Origin of the sequence: Exiguobacterium sp. s5, from assembly GCF_018618075.1 — a bacterium.
GTDB lineage: Bacteria > Bacillota > Bacilli > Exiguobacteriales > Exiguobacteriaceae > Exiguobacterium > Exiguobacterium mexicanum_A.
Genome location: NZ_JACSLK010000001.1, coordinates 280,037 through 299,211 on the forward strand (window position 1 = coordinate 280,037; position 19,175 = coordinate 299,211).

The 19,175-nt window shown below is 54.7% G+C and carries 19 protein-coding genes; 15 read left to right on the top strand and 4 right to left on the bottom strand.

Annotation, left to right across the window (positions count from 1 at the left end):
• The first annotated feature begins 190 nt into the window (after nucleotides 1–190).
• The 4 genes from murA to KNP60_RS01595 all read left to right on the top strand — a co-directional run bounded on the left by murA (nucleotide 191) and on the right by KNP60_RS01595 (nucleotide 3,853).
• Nucleotides 191–1,492 carry a UDP-N-acetylglucosamine 1-carboxyvinyltransferase gene (gene murA, locus KNP60_RS01580; protein WP_029594691.1) on the top strand — a complete coding sequence of 434 codons (1,302 nt, stop codon included), beginning with the start codon at nucleotides 191–193 and terminating at the stop codon, nucleotides 1,490–1,492.
• A gap of 77 nt (nucleotides 1,493–1,569) precedes the next feature.
• On the top strand, nucleotides 1,570–2,556 hold the full coding sequence (gene mreB, locus KNP60_RS01585; RefSeq protein ID WP_021066145.1) for a rod shape-determining protein: 987 nt from the start codon (nucleotides 1,570–1,572) through the stop codon (nucleotides 2,554–2,556).
• Between the two features lie 101 nt (nucleotides 2,557–2,657).
• Nucleotides 2,658–3,071, top strand: coding sequence for a DUF4275 family protein (locus KNP60_RS01590; protein WP_214796715.1), 414 nt, complete (start codon nucleotides 2,658–2,660; stop codon nucleotides 3,069–3,071).
• Nucleotides 3,072–3,091: 20 nt separating this feature from the next.
• Nucleotides 3,092–3,853: an SDR family oxidoreductase gene (locus tag KNP60_RS01595; protein WP_214796717.1), complete on the top strand. Its 762-nt coding sequence runs from the start codon at nucleotides 3,092–3,094 to the stop codon at nucleotides 3,851–3,853.
• A 363-nt stretch (nucleotides 3,854–4,216) separates the two neighbouring features.
• On the opposite strand, the gene KNP60_RS01600 is transcribed toward KNP60_RS01595, so the two are convergent.
• Together KNP60_RS01600 and KNP60_RS01605 are read right to left on the bottom strand one after the other, a co-directional pair.
• Complete coding sequence (locus tag KNP60_RS01600; protein ID WP_214796719.1) at nucleotides 4,217–4,996, bottom strand: response regulator; 780 nt, start codon at nucleotides 4,994–4,996, stop codon at nucleotides 4,217–4,219.
• On the bottom strand, nucleotides 4,977–6,788 hold the full coding sequence (locus KNP60_RS01605; protein WP_214796721.1) for a sensor histidine kinase: 1,812 nt from the start codon (nucleotides 6,786–6,788) through the stop codon (nucleotides 4,977–4,979). The genes KNP60_RS01600 and KNP60_RS01605 overlap by 20 nt, the downstream gene beginning before the upstream one ends.
• 181 nt (nucleotides 6,789–6,969) lie before the next feature.
• Here KNP60_RS01605 and KNP60_RS01610 point away from each other — a divergent pair, with 181 nt between their 5' ends.
• The 4 genes from KNP60_RS01610 (at nucleotide 6,970) to KNP60_RS01625 (ending at nucleotide 11,749) form a co-directional block, all read left to right on the top strand.
• Nucleotides 6,970–8,901 (top strand): ATP-binding protein, encoded by a 1,932-nt coding sequence (locus KNP60_RS01610; protein ID WP_214796723.1) that lies wholly within the window; start codon nucleotides 6,970–6,972, stop codon nucleotides 8,899–8,901.
• Between the two features lie 121 nt (nucleotides 8,902–9,022).
• Nucleotides 9,023–9,796: a flagellar hook-basal body protein gene (locus KNP60_RS01615; RefSeq protein ID WP_214796725.1), complete on the top strand. Its 774-nt coding sequence runs from the start codon at nucleotides 9,023–9,025 to the stop codon at nucleotides 9,794–9,796.
• 11 nt (nucleotides 9,797–9,807) lie between these two features.
• The gene (locus KNP60_RS01620) at nucleotides 9,808–10,587 is read left to right on the top strand and encodes a flagellar hook-basal body protein (protein ID WP_214753718.1); all 780 of its coding nucleotides are present in this window, start codon (nucleotides 9,808–9,810) and stop codon (nucleotides 10,585–10,587) included.
• 64 nt (nucleotides 10,588–10,651) lie between these two features.
• The gene (locus KNP60_RS01625) at nucleotides 10,652–11,749 is read left to right on the top strand and encodes a glycerate kinase (RefSeq protein ID WP_251128447.1); all 1,098 of its coding nucleotides are present in this window, start codon (nucleotides 10,652–10,654) and stop codon (nucleotides 11,747–11,749) included.
• A 27-nt stretch (nucleotides 11,750–11,776) separates the two neighbouring features.
• Here the strand turns inward: KNP60_RS01625 and mscL are convergent, their stop codons facing one another.
• On the bottom strand, nucleotides 11,777–12,154 hold the full coding sequence (gene mscL, locus KNP60_RS01630) for a large-conductance mechanosensitive channel protein MscL (RefSeq protein ID WP_034779201.1): 378 nt from the start codon (nucleotides 12,152–12,154) through the stop codon (nucleotides 11,777–11,779).
• A 206-nt stretch (nucleotides 12,155–12,360) separates the two neighbouring features.
• On the opposite strand from mscL, the gene KNP60_RS01635 reads away from it, so the two are divergent.
• The 6 genes from KNP60_RS01635 to KNP60_RS01660 all read left to right on the top strand — a co-directional run bounded on the left by KNP60_RS01635 (nucleotide 12,361) and on the right by KNP60_RS01660 (nucleotide 16,854).
• Nucleotides 12,361–12,612 (top strand): DNA-directed RNA polymerase subunit beta, encoded by a 252-nt coding sequence (locus tag KNP60_RS01635; protein WP_214753720.1) that lies wholly within the window; start codon nucleotides 12,361–12,363, stop codon nucleotides 12,610–12,612.
• 13 nt (nucleotides 12,613–12,625) lie between these two features.
• Nucleotides 12,626–13,048 carry a 3-hydroxyacyl-ACP dehydratase FabZ gene (gene fabZ, locus KNP60_RS01640; RefSeq protein ID WP_021066156.1) on the top strand — a complete coding sequence of 141 codons (423 nt, stop codon included), beginning with the start codon at nucleotides 12,626–12,628 and terminating at the stop codon, nucleotides 13,046–13,048.
• 12 nt (nucleotides 13,049–13,060) lie between these two features.
• Nucleotides 13,061–13,510, top strand: a complete 450-nt coding sequence (locus KNP60_RS01645) for a hypothetical protein (protein ID WP_034779196.1) — start codon at nucleotides 13,061–13,063, stop codon at nucleotides 13,508–13,510.
• A gap of 97 nt (nucleotides 13,511–13,607) precedes the next feature.
• Nucleotides 13,608–15,347 carry a methyl-accepting chemotaxis protein gene (locus tag KNP60_RS01650; RefSeq protein ID WP_214796726.1) on the top strand — a complete coding sequence of 580 codons (1,740 nt, stop codon included), beginning with the start codon at nucleotides 13,608–13,610 and terminating at the stop codon, nucleotides 15,345–15,347.
• A 63-nt stretch (nucleotides 15,348–15,410) separates the two neighbouring features.
• Nucleotides 15,411–16,460: a C45 family autoproteolytic acyltransferase/hydrolase gene (locus tag KNP60_RS01655; RefSeq protein ID WP_034779192.1), complete on the top strand. Its 1,050-nt coding sequence runs from the start codon at nucleotides 15,411–15,413 to the stop codon at nucleotides 16,458–16,460.
• Between the two features lie 115 nt (nucleotides 16,461–16,575).
• Nucleotides 16,576–16,854, top strand: a complete 279-nt coding sequence (locus KNP60_RS01660; protein ID WP_214796727.1) for a hypothetical protein — start codon at nucleotides 16,576–16,578, stop codon at nucleotides 16,852–16,854.
• A 2-nt stretch (nucleotides 16,855–16,856) separates the two neighbouring features.
• Here KNP60_RS01660 and KNP60_RS01665 read toward each other — a convergent pair whose 3' ends face one another.
• Nucleotides 16,857–17,483 (bottom strand): class I SAM-dependent methyltransferase, encoded by a 627-nt coding sequence (locus tag KNP60_RS01665; protein WP_214796728.1) that lies wholly within the window; start codon nucleotides 17,481–17,483, stop codon nucleotides 16,857–16,859.
• Between the two features lie 74 nt (nucleotides 17,484–17,557).
• On the opposite strand from KNP60_RS01665, the gene KNP60_RS01670 reads away from it, so the two are divergent.
• Nucleotides 17,558–19,045: a cryptochrome/photolyase family protein gene (locus KNP60_RS01670; RefSeq protein ID WP_214796729.1), complete on the top strand. Its 1,488-nt coding sequence runs from the start codon at nucleotides 17,558–17,560 to the stop codon at nucleotides 19,043–19,045.
• Nucleotides 19,046–19,175: the final 130 nt, after the last annotated feature.

Sequence of the window (19,175 nt, forward strand, 5' to 3'; positions counted from 1 at the left end):
TCGTGTAGGATAAATTCGTCTGACATGACGAATTTTTCATCAGAATTTCATGAGTGCTTTTATTATTATTTTTCTCTCTGATGAAGCGTCACGTGTTACAAACCATCGTAGTAATCGACATAACCACATCCGGTAGCGGATATCGACGTATAAAACAAAAAAACAACGAAGTTGGAGGACAAAGAGAGATATGAAGGATTTGATTGTAGTCCGTGGAGGACGTAAATTGTCAGGTACTGTGCGTGTTGAAGGAGCTAAAAACGCCGTACTCAAAACATTGGTTGCCACTCTTTTAGCAAGCGAAGGAAAGTCGGTACTTCAAAACGTGCCACGCCTCGCTGATGTGTACACGATTAACAAAGTACTTCGCCACCTCGGTGCAGAGGTTGCGTTTGACGAAGCGAATAACGAAGTCACTGTCGATGCGTCGGGCACAATCAAAGACGAGGCGCCGCTTGAGTACGTCCGCAAGATGCGTGCCTCGATCCTTGTTATGGGTCCTCTCCTTGCTCGTCTTGGGCATGCGCGTGTCGCAATGCCAGGCGGTTGCTCGATCGGGTCACGTCCGATTGACCTCCACTTAAAAGGCTTCGAGGCAATGGGCGCGAAGACGGTCATCGGCAACGGTTTCGTCGAAGCTTCGGTCGACGGTCGCTTGAAAGGTGCGAAGATCTACTTGGACTTCCCATCTGTCGGCGCGACAGAGAACATCATGATGGCGGCAGTCCTTGCTGAAGGAACAACGGTCATCGAAAACGTCGCCAAAGAACCTGAAATCGTCGACCTTGCCAACTTCTTGAACGGTATGGGCGCACACGTCCGTGGTGCCGGTACAGAAACGATTCGAATCGAAGGCGTGGAGAAACTCCATGGTGCCGAGCATTCAATCATCCCTGACCGCATCGAAGCCGGTACGTTCCTCGTTGCTGGAGCGATCACAGGTGGCGACATCGAAGTCATCGGCGCTGAGCGCGAGCACCTTCGCCCACTCATCTCGAAGATGGAAGAAATGGGCGTCAAGTTCGAGGATACGTCAGAAGGCATGCGTGTCATCGCACCGGATGTGTTGAAGCCGGTCGACGTGAAGACGATGCCACACCCTGGTTTCCCGACTGACATCCAAGCACAAATGATGGCGCTCGTCTTGAAAGCTGGCGGCACATCGGTCATCACCGAAACAGTGTTCGAGAACCGCTTCATGCACGTCGAAGAATTCCGCCGTATGAACGCAGACATTAAAATCGAAGGACGCTCGGCGATCATCAAAGGCGGCGTTCGCCTCCAAGGTGCTGAAGTCGTCTCGACTGACCTTCGTGCCGGTGCAGCCCTCGTCCTCGCGGGACTCATCGCGGACGAAGAGACACGTGTTGGCGATCTCTACCACATCGACCGTGGCTACGTCGACTTCCACAAAAAATTGCAAGCGCTTGGTGCTGACATCGAGCGAATCCAAGGGAACGTCGAAGTTGCCGAAGAAATGGTCAAGAACTAATTAATAGACTCATAGGAGCGAGGAGAGACTCTTCTCGCTCTTTTCAATGAAGTAACGAACGGAGGAACCTACACACCATGTTTTCAAAAGATATCGGGATTGATTTAGGAACAGCAAACGTCGTCATCCACGTCAAAGGTCGAGGCATCGTCCTCGACGAGCCATCCGTCGTTGCCATCAAGCGTTCGACAGGGAAAGTACTCGCTGTCGGAACGGAAGCGTATCAGATGGTCGGACGTACGCCAGGTGACATCGTCGCCATCCGTCCACTCCGTGATGGGGTCATCGCTGACTTCGCGACAACCGAAGAAATGCTTCGCCATTTCGTCGAGAAGATCCAAGTCCGCGGTTTCTTTGGCGGCATCCGCATGCTCATCTGTACACCGGCAAACGTGACACCGGTTGAAGCGAAAGCGATCCGTGAGGCGGCCGAGAAGGCCGGCGCGAAAGAGGTCTTCCTCGCCGTAGAACCGAAGGCAGCAGCGGTCGGTTCGGGCATGGACATCTGGAAGCCGGTCGGTCATATGATCGTCGACATCGGTGGCGGGACGACAGACGTTGCCATCCTCTCGATGGGCGATATCGTCTGCGGTGAAACGATCAAAATCGCCGGAGACCGTTTCGATACGGACATCCTCCGCGCCATCAAGGACAAGCATAAGCTCGTCATCGGTGAGCGGACGGCCGAGCAAATCAAGAAAGAGATTGCGACGGTCTTCCCAGGGGGACGTAACGAGACGATGGATATTCGCGGTCGTGACATGGTGCGTGGGCTTCCGCGTACGGTAACGATTACGTCGGAAGAACTCCGTGAAGCGATGGCCGAATCGGCGAATGAAATCGTCGAAGCGACGAAGCGCGTCCTCGAACAGACGCCTCCGGAACTTGCGGCCGATATCATCGACCGCGGCATCATCATGACAGGTGGCGGCTCGCTCCTCCACGGCATCGACCAGCTCGTGGCCGAGCGTGTCGGGTTGCCCGTCATGATCGCCGAAGAGCCGACGCTCAGCGTCGCACACGGCACGGGCATCATGCTCGAGCATTTAGATCGTTTGAAGTAATACGAGATAGAGGTACGACGTCTGCAGGCGTCGTGCCTTTTTTGCATTCAAGACTGTCCGAATTTCCTGTAAATGGATAGACTAAAGGGGGAGGGGTGCAGATGAATCCATTGATTGAGCGATTGACGGCGAAAGGGGTCGAGGTCACAGAGGTTGAAGAACGGGGCCAAGAAGCGCGTCAGACATGGGTGGCACACTTCATACGACCAGAACAGCCGACACGGCTTTCTCCTTATTTGTGGGAGGATATCGTGGCAAGGACTGACAGCTGTCTCGTCGGAACGGCTGCTGATCACGCGTTCGAACGGGCCGGAAAGTGGAAAGCGATCCTCTTTTTTCAACACTCGAACGATGTGCTCGAGCTCGATTTGACGCAAGCAAAACCACTCACTAGGAGAGACTTGATTGTCGAGACCATGGACTACGCGGATATCTATATCGTCGATCCGGCTTACATGTGGACGTATGTCATCCCGCACGAAGCGGACTGGGGACCGTATTTTCTCACCAATTAAGGAGTAAAGGGGATGATTGAATGACACGACCACTCACACTCATTACCGGTGTCAGCCGGACGCAAGGCATCGGGGCGGCCATCGCGCGAAAACTGGCTATGGCAGGCCACGACTTGTATATGACGCACTGGAGCCCGTTTGACGGCACGGAAGGCGTCGGAGCGGAACCCGACTTCATCGACGGCTTTGTCGACGAATTACGGGCCTCAGGCGCCCGCGTCGCACACGAGGCGTATGATTTGTCGTCTGGAGAGGCAGAAGGGCTGCTCGACCGCGTCGAAGCGGCGCTCGGTACTCCGAGCCGTCTCATTAACAACGCGACGTATGAGCGGCACGTGAGTGTCGATACGTTCTCGACCGAGACGCTCCGTCGCCATTATCTCGTCAATAACGAAGGAACGCTCGGCCTGACGTTCGCCTTCATCGAGCGATACAAACAAGCGGGGCATACGGACGGACGCATCTTGTTCATGGTGTCCGGGGGCGCGGATGCGTCCAACCTGGCCTATATCGCCACAAAGGGCATGCTGATCGCCATCACGCCGGCACTGGCCAATGGGGTCGGGCAGTACGGAATCTCTGTGAACGCGCTCGACCCGGGTCCGACCGATTCGGGTTGGATTGATGACGCGCTCCGTGAGCAGCTCGTACCGCTATTCCCGCATAGACGCGTCGGCACACCTGAGGACACGGCCCGCTATATCGCGTTCCTCATGGGGCCGGACGGGGCGTGGGTCAACGGACAACATCTTCACGTCGATGGCGGCTTCGTCGGCCGTTAAAAAGAGCTTGTCCCATAGGTCGGGACAAGCTCGGGTTGTGAACGAACCGATTCGCCAAACAGCGAGTTGGTTCGTTTTGAATGGGGGCGACGATGTATAGTTGCCGTCTCTTGTGTTCAATGATCGTTATGTGAATGAAGAGCGATAGACATGAAAAACGGCCGCCTGAAGGCGACCGTTCGCGTTGCTCGTCAAAGGCGCCCCGACTCCGACAGGAAAACAATCCGACGGAGACCCAGCAGCGACGTGAGTCGCGATGCGGCTCCGGGATTGCCTGCGGAAAGCGTGGGCGCCGAAAGACGAGCAGGATGTTTCATAGTGGTCAACGAGTTGAGCTTCTCCTGAATCGGGACAAGCTCTTTTTCAATGCCACGTATAGTCTTTGTCGACGAAGAGACGGGCGTTCAAATCTGCTTGTGGGAACGGTTTGTGCTTCGCGTCCAGCCAATCATGGTAATCGCATAGACAGACGTCGTCCAAGTGAAGCGAGTAGCCGTTATTGATCGTCTGGACCGAGATGCTCAAATCGTACTCGGCGAGCGTCTTCTTCAAACGATAGACGAGGTTATAGACATTGTGGAGCGCACGTTGCGGCTCGTCGATGTCCGGGTACAGCGTCTCGGCGATCAGCCACTTGTTGACGACTTTATCACGATGGAAAATCAAGTAGGCGAACAGTTCCTCGGTCTTTTGTGTCGGCCATTTGACGAGGTCGCCGTCTTGCGTCTTGACCGAGAAGTGATCGAGACATTGAATCGTACACGTCCGGTGATGCTCGGTCGACATTGTCTCCTTGTATCGCTTCGAGACGCGTGGAATCAAATCGTGAATCATCTGTTCGGTGATCGGCTTGAGCAGATAGTGCGTCGCTTGCAGGTTGAACGCATCGACCGCGTATTGGCTGTGCGCCGTCGTGAAGACGACTTGAGTCGTCTCGGGCAAACGTTTGGCGAAATCGAGACCGTTCATCTGGGGCATCTCGATATCGAGAAAGACAAGATCGACTTCCTGGTCTGCTAAAAATTCAAGCGCTTGGAACGGATCATGGAACGACCCCATCCATTTCAAATTCGGTTCGGCTTGGATGAGGCGCTCCATCATCCTTAAAATATGGTGTTCATCTTCAATCAAAATCGTGCGCATGTTGCTCGTTCATCCTCTCTCGTTTTGGGAGTCGGATATGCACATGCGTGCCGACTCCTGGTTCAGAATTTAATTTAAACGTGGCACCAGGCAAGAAGTCGATCCGATTCTTGACGTTCGAGATGCCGATTCCAGTCGATCGTCTCACGTGCGGACTCGGGTTGAAGCCAATCCCGTTATCGGCAATCCGGATATCGATTGCATCATCTGAGGACTGGACCGACAACATGAGCCGTTTGATGCCTGGTTGTTTCATCAACCCATGCTGGACCGCGTTCTCGACGAGCGGTTGCAATAACAGCGGTGGAATCGAGGCGTTGAGGACGGATTCGTCGATATCTTTCGTGATGGTGAATGCATCATTGAAGCGAGTCTGCTCGATCATCAAATACGAGTCGATGACGTCGAGTTCTTGCTTGAGCGAGATATCGTTCTCGGTCCGCCCGTTCTCGAAGATGAAGCGGACATATGTGCTCAAATGACTGAGCAAACGTGCCGCCTCGGTCGGTGCCGTGTAACAGAGCGCAATCACGTTCCCGAACGTGTTGTATAGGAAGTGTGGCTTGATTTGGGCGTTGAAGAACGAAATCTCACTTTGGTTGGCGAACGTCTGCACTTCACGCTTTTGCCGTTTATCCGTCGACAAGTGAATCGGGAGCAACGTGAACATGAGCAGGAAGTAAATGAGCGACATGACGCTCGTATACAGTTCTTGGTTCGGGTGGTCAATCAGAACGTTGATCAACTGGCCGACATAGCCGATGATGAGTGAGATCGTGAACACGAGAAATTCGAACGGATAGCCGTCGTTTTTTCGTTCGAACAGCCAATTGATGTTCAGCCCGGTCCAGAAAAACGTGATGAACAGGACATACACCCAAGGGAATTGGTCGAACGTCGAGTGTGCACCTTCTGGCAGCACCAAGGCGATCAGGCTGAACGCATAGAACGGGTAGGACGCGTATTTCAAAAAGTGCCGAAACGGGACGCGTTCGAGACGTAACGCAAAGTTGATTAACATCGCGACACTTAGTAATGCCGTAATCAAATTTAATTTATGGGCCAAAACGTAAGACATCATAGGGACGATTTCGAATACGATCATTTGATCACTCGTCATAAGCGAGACGCTGACGAGGAAAAAGAAAGCAGCTCCATATAAATAGAGTGATTCCTTACGATGGAACAGCCAAACGATTGCGTAGAATGAAAAAATGAGGAGCGAGATGAGGATAATCACGAACTCATAACTGAAGTATTGATTATGATAGGTCATCATATTGCTTGTTGGACCGATGAGCAGGCTATCGGAAATCCCAGTCGAGAGCTCATTCGTCTCAGCCGTTTGAATCGTCAGACGGAACGTCGGGGTATGCGTATCCAGAAGAACGAGGTAGGCATGCCGAAGGTCTTCATCTGTCGATGCGTAGACGGGTGAAACAGCTTCTCCATCAATGAGAAGGTTGACATGTGGGTGGTTACGCGGAACACGCAAAGCGTATTGTCCGGGAGGCAGTGAAATGTCAGCTTCATAAGTAGTCATCTTGTGTGGTGTCACATGCGGGAGTTGTCGATAAGACTCGCGGTCGACTCGCTCGAGCAGGCTCGATTGAAAGCGCCACGTCCCATCGAGACGCATGAGTTGTTCGGTCACACGAGAATCGGTCAAATCGGCCGTTCCTTGTGTGACGGTGACTGAGTCGTCAATCGTCTGTCCGCGCGTCAAGGCGTAGCCGCCTGCGAGCGCGAAGAAGACCATCAACACGACCAGCCCAATCGATTTAGGGGTCATCTGCATATTCCCTTCGTGGTTTGTGAGTTTCTTGTGAGAAACGAACGATATACTGACACTAATCGTTCACATATAAACGTGACGAATGTTTTCTTATCGTACACGAAACTGACTTTTTTGAATAGCCGAACATACTGACTTATCCAATCCGATCAATCCCCGATATGAAAGAAGGCCACATATGAAGCGCTGGATCGAACAACGAATTAGCCGCCAAGTCCTCACTGTGTTTTACGTATTGATCGCCTTAATCACATTGACGTCACTCGGCACATACTTTTATACCCAACAGGCAATCCGCGAAACGACAGTCGAGCTCGAACGGATCAGTGAACAAAGATCGCGGGCGACCGATTTGTTTGAAACATGGCAGTCGATGCAATACGAGATGCGCGGTCACGTCTTGCTCGGAGATGACGCGTTGCTAGCGGAAGTCAAGCGAGCCCAAGACCGAATCGACGACCAGACGAAGTGGTTCGAACAAAACGCTGCGACGAGCGAAGAGACGACGTTCGCGGACGATGCGCGGTTGCTCTTTACCATCTATACGACCCGGGTCATGCCTGGCCTCGAGCGTTACGTCGTCGCTAAAGCGAACGGAGAGGTCAATGAGCCGTTCTTACAGATGGCGACTGTCGGCCAACTCATGCCGAGCAACGCATCATCGAATCAGACGCGATTCAAATTTAATTCAAATAGTGCGGCCGATATGAGCGCGAGCATCGTCGACATGGAATCGGTGTTCACGGACTATCGGTCTGAGCTCGATTATCAAGAGACGGGCCTGCGTGAGCAACTATCCGAACAGCTCGCGAAAGCCCAATGGATGTGGCTGCTCATTCTACTCGGAGCTTTGTTTGTTCTGTTCATCAGCTTGCAACCGTATATCGTACGCTTAACGAAACAGCTTGAGGCGCTCATTACGAACAGTGAACGGCTCGCGGTCGACCCGCACGCCACGCTCATTCCAATCAAACCGCTCCAAAACGAGGTCGGTCAACTGTCGAAGTCATTTACGGAGATGTCGAGCTCGTTGATCTATCAACATGACGAACTTGAAAAAGAGCGAGAGAAGACTGCCCGGATTGTACATACGATGCGCGACGCCATCGTCTTTGTCGAGGTGGGCACGAACCAACGCTTCGCAAACGAGGCTTTATTTGAACTGTATGAACAACCATTCCCATTTGGCGACCGTCAAAGCTTGTACCCAATCGATGCGTATTACGAACCATTTATGGAACAAATCGACGACAAGGACGGCCTAAATCGTTTCACACATCGAGCCAAAAACTGTGGAATCTTCGATGAGACGTTTACGTACTCGATGCAAGGGGGAACACGTATCATACGGATGTACGCCGAACCAATTGAACTACAGGACGAACGTTTCGGCGTGATGTTTGTGTCGCGGGACATTACGAAAGAGATTGAGGTCGACCGCTTGAAGACGGAACTCGTCGCCACGGTCTCTCACGAGCTTCGGACCCCGCTCACATCGATTCTCGGCTTTACCGAACTGCTTGAACATCGTCACGTCGACGAAGAGAAGCGGAAACGCTACTTGAGCATGATTCATAGCGAGACGACCCGGCTCGAGCGGCTCGTCAGCAACTTGCTCGATGTTCAGAAGATGGAGGCCGGTAAAGCGGAGCAAGACTTCAAAGTCGAGAGTTTGTTCGAACTGTTGTCGGACGTTCTCGAGATTCATGCCGGTTCGACCGAGTTGCATGCGTTCCATTTCGATTGTGATGAAACGCTCCGTGTCTCAGGAGACCCGGCGCAACTGCGCCAAGTGTTCTCGAATATCTTGAACAACGCCATTAAATATTCACCCGACGGCGGTAATATCGCCGTTAACGTCTCGTGCGAGGACGATGTCATCCGGATCGCCATCGAAGACGAAGGCATGGGTGTGGCACCCGCAGATGCCGAACGACTGTTTGATAAGTTTTACCGTGTCCAGAACGAGCAGAGTCGCAATATTGGAGGCACCGGCCTCGGACTCGCGATTTGTAAAGAGATCATCGAATCGCACGGCGGAACGATCAGTGTCCGTTCGGAACTTGGGAATGGGACGACGATGATGGTCGAACTCCCGATCGTCGCTTGATGCAAAACCACTTCATCATCGTGAAGTGGTTTTTTTACTTTTTTTCAAAAAACGGTGAATGAAACATTCATTTGGTACGATATACAGAGTGAAGACTTTGAACGATGAAAGGAAGACGACCATGCTACGCGGATTATATACGGCGGCGGGCGCGATGAACGCGCTCCAGCGCCAACAAGAGATTTTGAGCAATAACCTCGGTAACGTCCGGACACCAGGATTCAAGGCGTCCAACGGCGTCGTTCGCTCGTTCCCGGAAATGTTGCTCGCCCAAGTGAGCCACCCTGGGAATGCGCGCTCACGCGTCCAAGGTGAAGTTGGCACGTTATCGACAGGTGTCTACCTTCAAGAGACGATGCCTCGATTCTCGAGCGGGAGCATCTCGGAGACGGGCAGCCCGACCGACGTATATATGAAGGTGCCGGCTGACGCGACGGGTGCCGCCATGTTCGCCGTCGAACAGAACGGCGAGACGCTCTATACGACGAATGGACGGTTCGCGGTCGACGAGGAGCGTTTTTTACGCTCGGCGGATGGCGGATATATCCTCTCTGACGCAGGCGAGCGCATCCAGCTGCCATCAAGTGAGTTCACATTGTCAGGCGACGGACAAATCACGTCGCTCGGCGAGAATGTGGCGACACTCGGTGCCGTCCAAGTTAATGACTTAGCGACGCTCGAACAGGTCGGGAACGATTACCGGGTCAACGGAGACGCACCGCCAGCAGCGAACGTCCAATTCCAACAAGGATTCATCGAAGAGGCGAACGTCGACCTCGATCGGACGATGGCCGATTTGATGACGACGTACCGTCAGTTCGAGGCGAACCAAAAAGTCGTCCAAGCGTATGACAAGAGTGCCGAGCGGGCCATTGAGATCGCTCGGATTCGTTAAGGAGGAAGCCCATGCAATCGATCTATAACTCGGTCTCGTCGCTCACCCAGCTTCAGCGTCAACTTGACGTGACGGGCCATAACATCGCCAACGTCGATACGGCCGGCTATAAGCGGGAACAGACCCACTTTGCCTCGCTCTTGTCGCAGGCGTATGACAATCAACCGCGTGCCGAACTTGAAGTCGGACGCGACACCCCGAATGGGATTCGCATCGGCGTTGGCGGCCACGTCGCTGACATCAGTCAACAGTTCAATATCGGCCAAATCCGGAAGACGGACCGTGGCCTTGATGTGTTCTTGAAAGCGAGCCGCCAGTTCTTCGCCGTCGAGACAGAGAACGGTGTCGGATTGACCCGGAGCGGGAACATGCAGCTCTCGGTCGGTGAACAAACGACGCTCGTCGACGTGAACGGGAACGCCCTTCTTGGTGCGGACGGCAATCCGATCGTCATGCCGAACGAGGCGACGGCGCACCGCGTCCGTCAAGACGGCACGGTCGTCGCCAGCGTGAACGGCGTCGAGCAAGAGTTCGGCCGCCTCGATATTGTCGAGGTACGCAACACGTCGGCGCTCCGTCCACTCGGAGACAACGTCTATGCGGCCGACTTGGCGGCTGACATCGACCGTCCACTCGGCAATTTGTTGATTGAAGGCACCCTCGAATCGTCGAACGTCGATTTGACGAAAGAGATGACCGATATGACGATCACGCAGCGCGCGTATCAGATGAATTCACGGGCGTTGTCGATGAGTGACCAGATGATGGGACTCGTCACGTCGCTTCGTTAATCAGGGACCGTTCTTCTTCGGAAGGGCGGTTTTTGCGTTACACTGAATAGGAGGAGGGATGGACATGCGAATTGTCGTGGCGATGGATTCGTTCAAAGGGTCGATGACGAGTGTGGAGGCGAACCGAGCGGTTGGTCGGGCGCTCGCTGGGCACGACGTCGTCGAGGTACCGATCTCAGACGGCGGGGAAGGCTTTTTAGACGCGTGGCTGCTGACACATCCGGATGCCGAAATCGTCACGCAGGACGTCGTGTCGCTCGACGGGACGTTACGAACAACGCGTTACGGGTGGCTCGAGGCGGGACGAGCAGCGGTCATCGAAGTCGCCGAAGCGTCCGGGCTCACACTCGTCGATACGCTCGACCCGTGGCGCTATAGTTCGTACGGAACGGGTTTGCAAATCCGGCATGCGCTCGAGCGCGGGGCGACACGCATCACCGTCGGCCTCGGCGGGAGCGCGACCGTCGACGGGGGAAAGGGATTGCTCGAGGCGCTTGGTGTCCGCTTCTTCGATGAGTTTGGACATGTCATTGGACCGTTCCCGCATCAACTTGAGCGCGTCGTGCAAGTCGATTGGACAGGACTCCTCCCGGAAGCGGGTTATGTCGAATGGCGCATCGCCGCGGACGTGACGAATCCACTCCTTGGACAAGACGGGGCCGCGGCCGTGTTCGGTCCGCAGAAAGGGTTGGCGCCAGAAGAAGTCGTGTGCTATGACGAACTGCTTGCCACGTACGCCCGTTGTTTCGAACGTGATTTGACCACGCGACCTGGGGCGGGCGCAGCCGGAGGCATCGGCTTCGCGCTCTACCACCTCGGTGCCCGGTACGTGAGCGGCATTGAAGAAGTCATACGCTGGTCGAACCTGGAGAAGAAACTGCGCACGGCCGACTGGTTGATCACGGGAGAAGGTCGCTTCGATGCGCAGTCGCTTCACGGGAAAGCACCGTACGGGTTGGCCCGTCTCGCCCACGCACACGGGGTCCCGACGCTCGTCTTCACCGGACAAACAGACGTAATCGCCGTTCCGGACGCCGGAATCCGTGCCGTGTTTTCAATCATTTCCCGGGTAATGACGCTCGCCGAGGCGATGCACCAGGCAGAACCGCTTCTCACGGACGCCGTCAGCCGAGTGATGTCGATTCTCGACAAAAACGCCTGAACCGACTTCGGTTCAGGCGTTACTACGTTATGGACGCTCTTTTAACAAGTCACGGATTTCAGATAGGAGCTGCTCTTCACGCGACAGTTCCGGTTCTGGTGTCTCTTCGACCGCTTTCTCACGTTTCAGACGGTTCAACACTTTGACCATCATGAACAAGGCGAAGGCGATGAGGAAAAACTTGACGATTTCTTGTAAGAAGTTGCCGTACGTCACGTTCACGCCGAGCACCGACACCGCGAGCGTCGAGAAGTCGATGCCGCCGATGAGGATGCCGAGGAACGGCATGAAGATGTCGTTGACGAGCGACGTGACGATGGCCGTGAAGGCGGCCCCGAGGATGAAGGCGACGGCGAGGTCAATTACATTGCCTTTGATTGCAAACTCTTTGAATTCTTTCCACATAAAAATAAACCCTCCTAAATGATGAATACTCTTACGGTAGCACAGCATAGGTGGAAACGGGCAGTATTTTTCACAGAAGCGTCGCCCTTGCCCTAGGCCGGGCGCTTGTTCGACGTATAGTAGATACGTTACACTTATATAGAACTCATGCAACAGTTTTATTACCTGGTACTAATATGTTATAATTAATTCAGCTGAAAGGATGTATGGACGTGGCGAAGGAAGAACAAAACGGCTCGGAACAGACCGAGTCTAAAGAGCGGACGGAGCGGAAACGATTATCGAACCATCGACGTTTCCCAATCTTGTTACGCGTCATCGTTGTCCTGTTGTTGGCTTTCGTGATGCTTGCGATTGGGGCCATCATCGGGTACAGCGTGATTGGCGGAGGCGAGTGGAAGGACGTGTTCAACATCGACACGTGGCGCCATATCACCGATTTTTGGCTAACATCATAAGGGTGGTGGAACCATGTACACGATTGAACAGATTAAAGAAGTGATCCCGCATCGGTACCCGTTTTTGCTCATCGACCGGATTCTTGAGGTCGAAGAAGGCAAACGGGCCGTTGGATTAAAGAATGTGACGGCGAACGAAGAGTTCTTCAATGGACATTTCCCAGACTATAACGTCATGCCTGGCGTGTTGATCGTCGAGGCGCTCGCGCAAGTCGGCGCGTTCGCGATGCTCAAGCAGGAGTCGAACCGAGGCAAGCTCGCGTTCTTCGCAGGTATCGATGGATGTCGCTTCAAACGTCAAGTCGTCCCGGGCGATCAATTACGCCTCGAGGTCGAGATTTTGAAAGTGCGCGGACCAATCGGTAAAGGGCGCGCCGTGGCGACGGTCGATGGAGAAGTTGCTTGTGAAGCGGAACTCACTTTCGCCTTGAAGTGAGGAGAGAACGAGATGCGCGTATTGGTGATTGCCTTGATTCTCGGATTGGCGACCATCGTCGGTTGCCAACAAGTGCAAGATGATCCGGCCGAAGAGAACGTCGTGTTCGAGCAGGACGTCGAAGATGCGATGATTGAAAAACGGGCCGGTCAATCGGAATCGATTGCGGTCTCGCTCGAGCGGACGAACAGCTCGACGATGCTGTTCACGATTCGGATGCTCGAAGACCGTCGCCTCGATCCGACGACGATCATCAGTTATGAAGTCGATGGCACCCGTGTCCCAATCCCGTTCGGTGAACTCGTCGCGGAACGCGAAGGGGACGTCCGGACGTACGTCTATCAAGCGGATTTGAACCCTGACCTATTCGTTACCGAGACCCTCCCGCTCTTCCATATCGGAGAAGAAGGCGAGGCCGAGGTGTCGATGCCGCTCGAGGTTGTAGATTCGACAAATGAATGAACGAACGGATGATTTTTGTCGAAAATCATCCGTTTTTTTGTGGACTCTTCGCGACAGTCGTCCGATATAAGGAATAAGGACGAATGGAGGGAATCACATGAAACGAAATAAACCACAGTCACTGCAGACACGGATTTTGGCGATGATGTTGGCATTCATCACGCTGCTCATCGTCATGTTCGGCGTGCTGCAGTACGTCAGCACGAAGCATACGGTACAGAGCTCGATGCAAGCGGTCCTGTTAGCGGACGGGGCCCGCATCAGCGAGGCGATCGACACGGAAGCGTATGCGGCCTTTTTACAGAACCCGACGAAAGAAGAACGGTTCGAGCAGTTTCGGGAACAGCTCGACACGTATCGGACGCAAATCGGGGCCATGTATGTGTACACACTCGCAGCCGACGGCGAAGAGCTTCAAATCATCGTCGATGGGATGAGCGCGGCCGACGCGGTCGATATCGGAACGCCGACGACAGCGACGTCGTTTGCAGATGCGAGAGCGGCGTTTGAAGGTGGGACCGTCACGACACCGATTGTCGAGGATCCAGAGTACGGGGACTATATGACCGTGCTCGTTCCAATCAAACAAGGCGGGGACGTCATCGGTGTCCTTGGAATCGATAAAGGGGCGAGTGACGTCGCCGCGGTGACGGAAGACGTGTTGCAAGAGAGCTTGCCGCCGATTCTCATCGGACTCGTCATCTTGCTTGGGATCGCCTCGGTCATCATCTGGCGCTACCTTGGCTGGAAACTCCGACCGCTCCGTGAGCTCGAACGTGTCGCGACCCATATCGCGAGCGGCGACTTGGCGACAGCGGCCAGGGAGATGGACAACATCCAGTTGAAAGCGAACGATGAGATCAAGCGGCTCACCGCCTCGATGGATCAGATGACGAAAATGCTCCGCGACTTGATCTCGGGATTGCAGACGTCCGCTCAGACGGTGCGTGACGAGAGCGGCAACGTGGCGAGTATCTCGGAAGAAGTGAACGATGCCTCGCGTCAAATCGCGTTCACGATGGAAGAAATCGCGGGCGGTGTCGAGAATCAGAGCGTGCTCACGATGAAACTGTACGGACACATGAACGAGTTCTCGGGACTCGTCGACCAGACGGCGCACGACGGCAACGGTGTGAGCGAGCAAGCGGAAGTCGTCAGCCGCGTGACGGCCGAAGGACTCGGACTGATGGAGGATGCCGTCGGCAAAATGACGAACATCCATCTGCAAGTGCGCGAGTCGCAAGGACAAGTGAAAGATTTCGAGCAACAGGCGGACGAAGTGACGGCACTCGTCACGATGATCCGTCAAATCTCGGAGCAAACGAACTTGCTCGCTTTAAACGCGGCCATCGAGGCGGCCCGTGCCGGGGAGCATGGAAAAGGCTTCGCCGTCGTCGCTTCTGAGATTCGCAAGTTATCCGACAGCGTCGCCCGATCGGTCAGTGAGATCTCGGAAATCGTTGGCAGCGTCAAACGAAACTCGATCGCGCTCGGCGAGACGTTCACGGACAGCATGCACGCCGCCGAGGACGGCAAGCGGACGCTCGAGGAGACGAAGCGCGCCTTCAATGAGATCGAGCAGAGCGTGCGGGAGATGCAGCGCCTGACGAACTCGATGCAAGGACAACTCGGGCGCGTCAAGACGAACCAAGACGACATCAAACGTGGTCTCTCTGACATCGCGTCGATTTCTGAAGAGAGTACGGCTGGTAACGAGGAAGTGGCAGCCTCGACCGAACAGATGTCGGCGACGAGCGAGACGATGAACCGGCTCGTCAAAGATTTGTCGCACACGGCCGAGGACATGCAACGCATGAGCCGCCAGTTCAAGTTGTGAACAGTCTCAAGTCAGACATACCTCCGTTGCGTCCGTTATACTAGGCGCAAGGGAGGTTTTTTCATGCAACGTGTCTCAAGTGAACTCACACAATTCCGCGGCAGTCACTATGACTTTGGCCGCTTTCAAGGACAATACATCAAGCGCAGCAAGCTGCTCGAGAATCGGACCGACCAATGGAAGCTCCGCGTCCCGCGCTTTGAGATTGATGAGCGCGAGGCGAAGCAGGCGTTCGATCGATTCGCCCCGAAGATTTGGGAAGAACTGCTCGGTCTGCAGGACGAGCTCGAGTTGACGCTCGCCGACACGCTCCTTCACTTCGGTCATTTCCGGGTCAATAACCCGGTCAGCGGCTGTTCGATTTTGACGGGGGACAACTTCCTCGTCCGCAACTATGACTATCACCCGATGACGTACGATGGACGCTATAACGTGTTCCAGCCAGATGAGGGCTACGCCGTCATCGGTCCCGTCTCGCGTGTCACCGGCCGGATGGATGGGATGAACGAGAAAGGGCTCGCCATGGGTTATAACTTCATCAACCGCCGGCGGCCTGGAGATGGGTTCGTCTGCCAGATGATCGGCCGAATGATTCTCGAGACGTGCGCCACGGTTGAGGAAGCGGTCGATCTGCTTCAAGAGATTCCGCACCGCGGCTCGTTCACGTATGTCGTCCACGACAAGTCGTCGAAGACACGCGTGATCGAAGCGACACCACGCGATATTCGTGTCCGCGAGTCGAATATCTGTACGAACCATTTCGAGCTGCTACAACACGAGAACCGTTACCATCTCGACGATTCAACACGCCGGATGATGGAAATCAAGATGTATCAACATATCGTCCAGGACGCCGAGAGCGCGTTCCGGCTCATGAACGACTCGGACAAGGGCGTCTTCTCGGAGCTGTACAAGAGCTGGGCCGGCACGATCCATACGGCCGCTTACTTCCCGGAGACGCTCGAGACGTGGTTTGCCCTCGGTGGCGACCGCGACCCTGTCATTTTCGATTTTCAGGAGTGGCTCGACGGCAAGGATTTCGATTTACATGCCCTCGACGGGGAAATCGCGACTGATATCGAGTTCGCGAACACGGTTCAACTGTGGCGGTAACGAAAAACAAGCAGCGGCTCATGAAGAGTCGCTGCTTGTTTGTGTTCGTCTGGCGCACGTCAGGCCGCACTGTTTTCCGTAAAACCGGGAATACTCATAGCAGGAGGGATTCATTATGAAACGAATCGGATTATTGGCCATCATGCTCAGTTTGATTGTCGTCCTCGGCGGCTGTGTGCCGGGCGACGGGACGTACACGACCGACCCGGCTGGCTTCTTTTGGGGGATTTGGCACGGTTGGATCGCACCGGTGTCACTCATTCTAGGATTGTTCAATGACACGTATCGTGTCTATGAAGTGAACAATACCGGTTGGTTCTATGATTTAGGTTTCTATATCGCCATCATCAGCGGATTTGGCGGCGTGGCGGTCACACGGAAGAGTCGAAGCTGACGTTAGACGGGCTTTCGTCCGGACACGGCGACCGTATGATAATCACGCGAGTCAGGACCTCGTGTCTCGACGACGTCGGTCAGACCGAGCGCGGAAGCGGCGGGGATGAACTGTTCCCGCACGATAGACGCGATGCCATCCCACGTCACGTCAGCTTTCCCATCGCAGTACGTGATGACGAATGACCCACCTGGTGCGAGAACGCGATCAATCTCGGCAAGCACCGCCGGCACGTCTTCCCAAAAGTAGAGTGTGTGGATGCTGAAGACGCGGTCAAACTGCGCGTCCGGAAACGGGAGCGTCCCGAGGTCGCCTTCGACGACTTCGGCTCGCCCAGCTTGCACGTCTACTCGATTTCGTCGGAGCGCCGAGCGGACGATGGTCGGGGAACGATCGAGTCCGGTCACATGCACGTGATTGTAGCCACGCAGCATCTGCGCCAGTGCGTCGCCGGCCCCGCAACCGAGATCGAGGACGCGATTGTCGGGCTGAATATGAAGTCGCTCAATCGTCCAATCGACTTCGACCCGGTGTTGGCGCACCATCTTCTCGCCGATATACGTGCCGACGATGCCACGTGGGTTCTCGTATTGACTGTCAATCCATGTTTGAAGACGTGGGAAGCGCATCGAACCATTCCTTTCTAAATAACATCGAGGTAGATTGAGTGTAGCATAACCATTTTGGGAGGGGAGTTGAATCGATGCGTTCCTTTTGGATCTTCGGCAATCAACTGTCGCATGAACTCGAGCTGTTCAATCACATCGAGGAGGATGACGTCATCGTCATGATCGAGGCGACATCACGGGCGACGTGGCGGCCATACCATAAACAGAAGCTCGTCCTCATCTTCTCGGCGATGCGTCACTTCGCTGAGGAACTGCGAGAAAATGGCTATACCGTCGACTATCACGAGGCGGACTCGTTCCATGATGCGTGGGACGACCACTTCAAACGGTACGAACCGGAAGAAATCCATTACACGGCCGTCACCGACGCTGCGATGGAGAAGAAGTTGCAACAGTTGGGTCAGAAGCACAAGCTCGTCGAACATTTGGACGTGCCGCTCTTCTATTTAACGAAGGAGGAAGCGGTTGACACGATTGGCAGCACGCCGTGGCGGATGGACCGCTTCTATCGCCAGATGCGGAAACGGTTCGATGTGTTGCTCGAGGACGGGAAGCCACGGGGTGGCAAGTGGTCGTTCGATGCGGACAACCGCCAGCCGCCGAAAGCAGGACTCACGTTCCCACCACCGATCCATTTCCGGCCGGACGCCATCACGAAAGACGTCATCCGAAAAGTCGAGACCGACTTTAAGGACCACCCGGGAGACATCACCCCGTTCGTCTGGCCGGTGACGCGCAGTGAGGCACGCCGTGCGCTCGCTCGTTTCGTCGAAGCGCGTCTCGAGACGTTCGGTCCGTATCAGGACGCGATGCTGTCGGACAATCAAGACATGTCGCATAGCCTGTTGTCCGCGGCCATCAACATCGGGCTCCTGACACCGGACGAGGTCGTCCAGGCGGCGGTGGCGTCGGACGCGCCGCTCGCCTCGGTCGAAGGATTCGTCCGTCAACTCCTCGGCTGGCGCGAATATATGCGCGCCGTCTATGTGGCGTCGATGCCGGGTTATGAATCGGTCAACACGTTCAAGCATGAGCGCGATTTGCCGAGCTACTTCTGGGACGCTAAGACAGACCTGCACTGTGTCCATCAAAGTGTGAAGCCGGTCATCGAGCGGGCGCACAACCACCACATCCAGCGGCTCATGGTGCTCGGCAACTTCGCGACGCTGTTCGAAGTGTCGCCGCAACAGACGAGCGACTGGTTCAACGAGATGTATATCGATGCCTACGACTGGGTCGTGTTGCCGAACGTGCTCGGGATGGCGCTCCATGCCGATGGCGGGAGATTGGCGACGAAGCCGTATATCGCTTCGGGGAAATATATCGACAAGATGAGCGACTACTGCAAAGGCTGCAAGTATAACCCGAAACATACGACCGAGGACGACGCCTGTCCGTTCAACGCTTTGTATTGGCACTTCATCGACAAGCACGAGGACCGGTTCGCGAAGAATCAGCGCATGAAGATGATGGTCCGTAACTGGCAAGGCCGGGATGATGCCGTCAAAGCCGACATCTTGGCGAAAGCGAGACAGACGCTCGACGATACCGACTCATTATGAGTCGTTTTTTTTACGTCGGCTTCACAAACTTTTGCACGAGCTTCACGGACGCTTTACATTCATCCGGTACGATATGACTTGTGAGACCCCTCATGCCAAGTGAATAGCAACCGGTAGAACATTCGAGAGA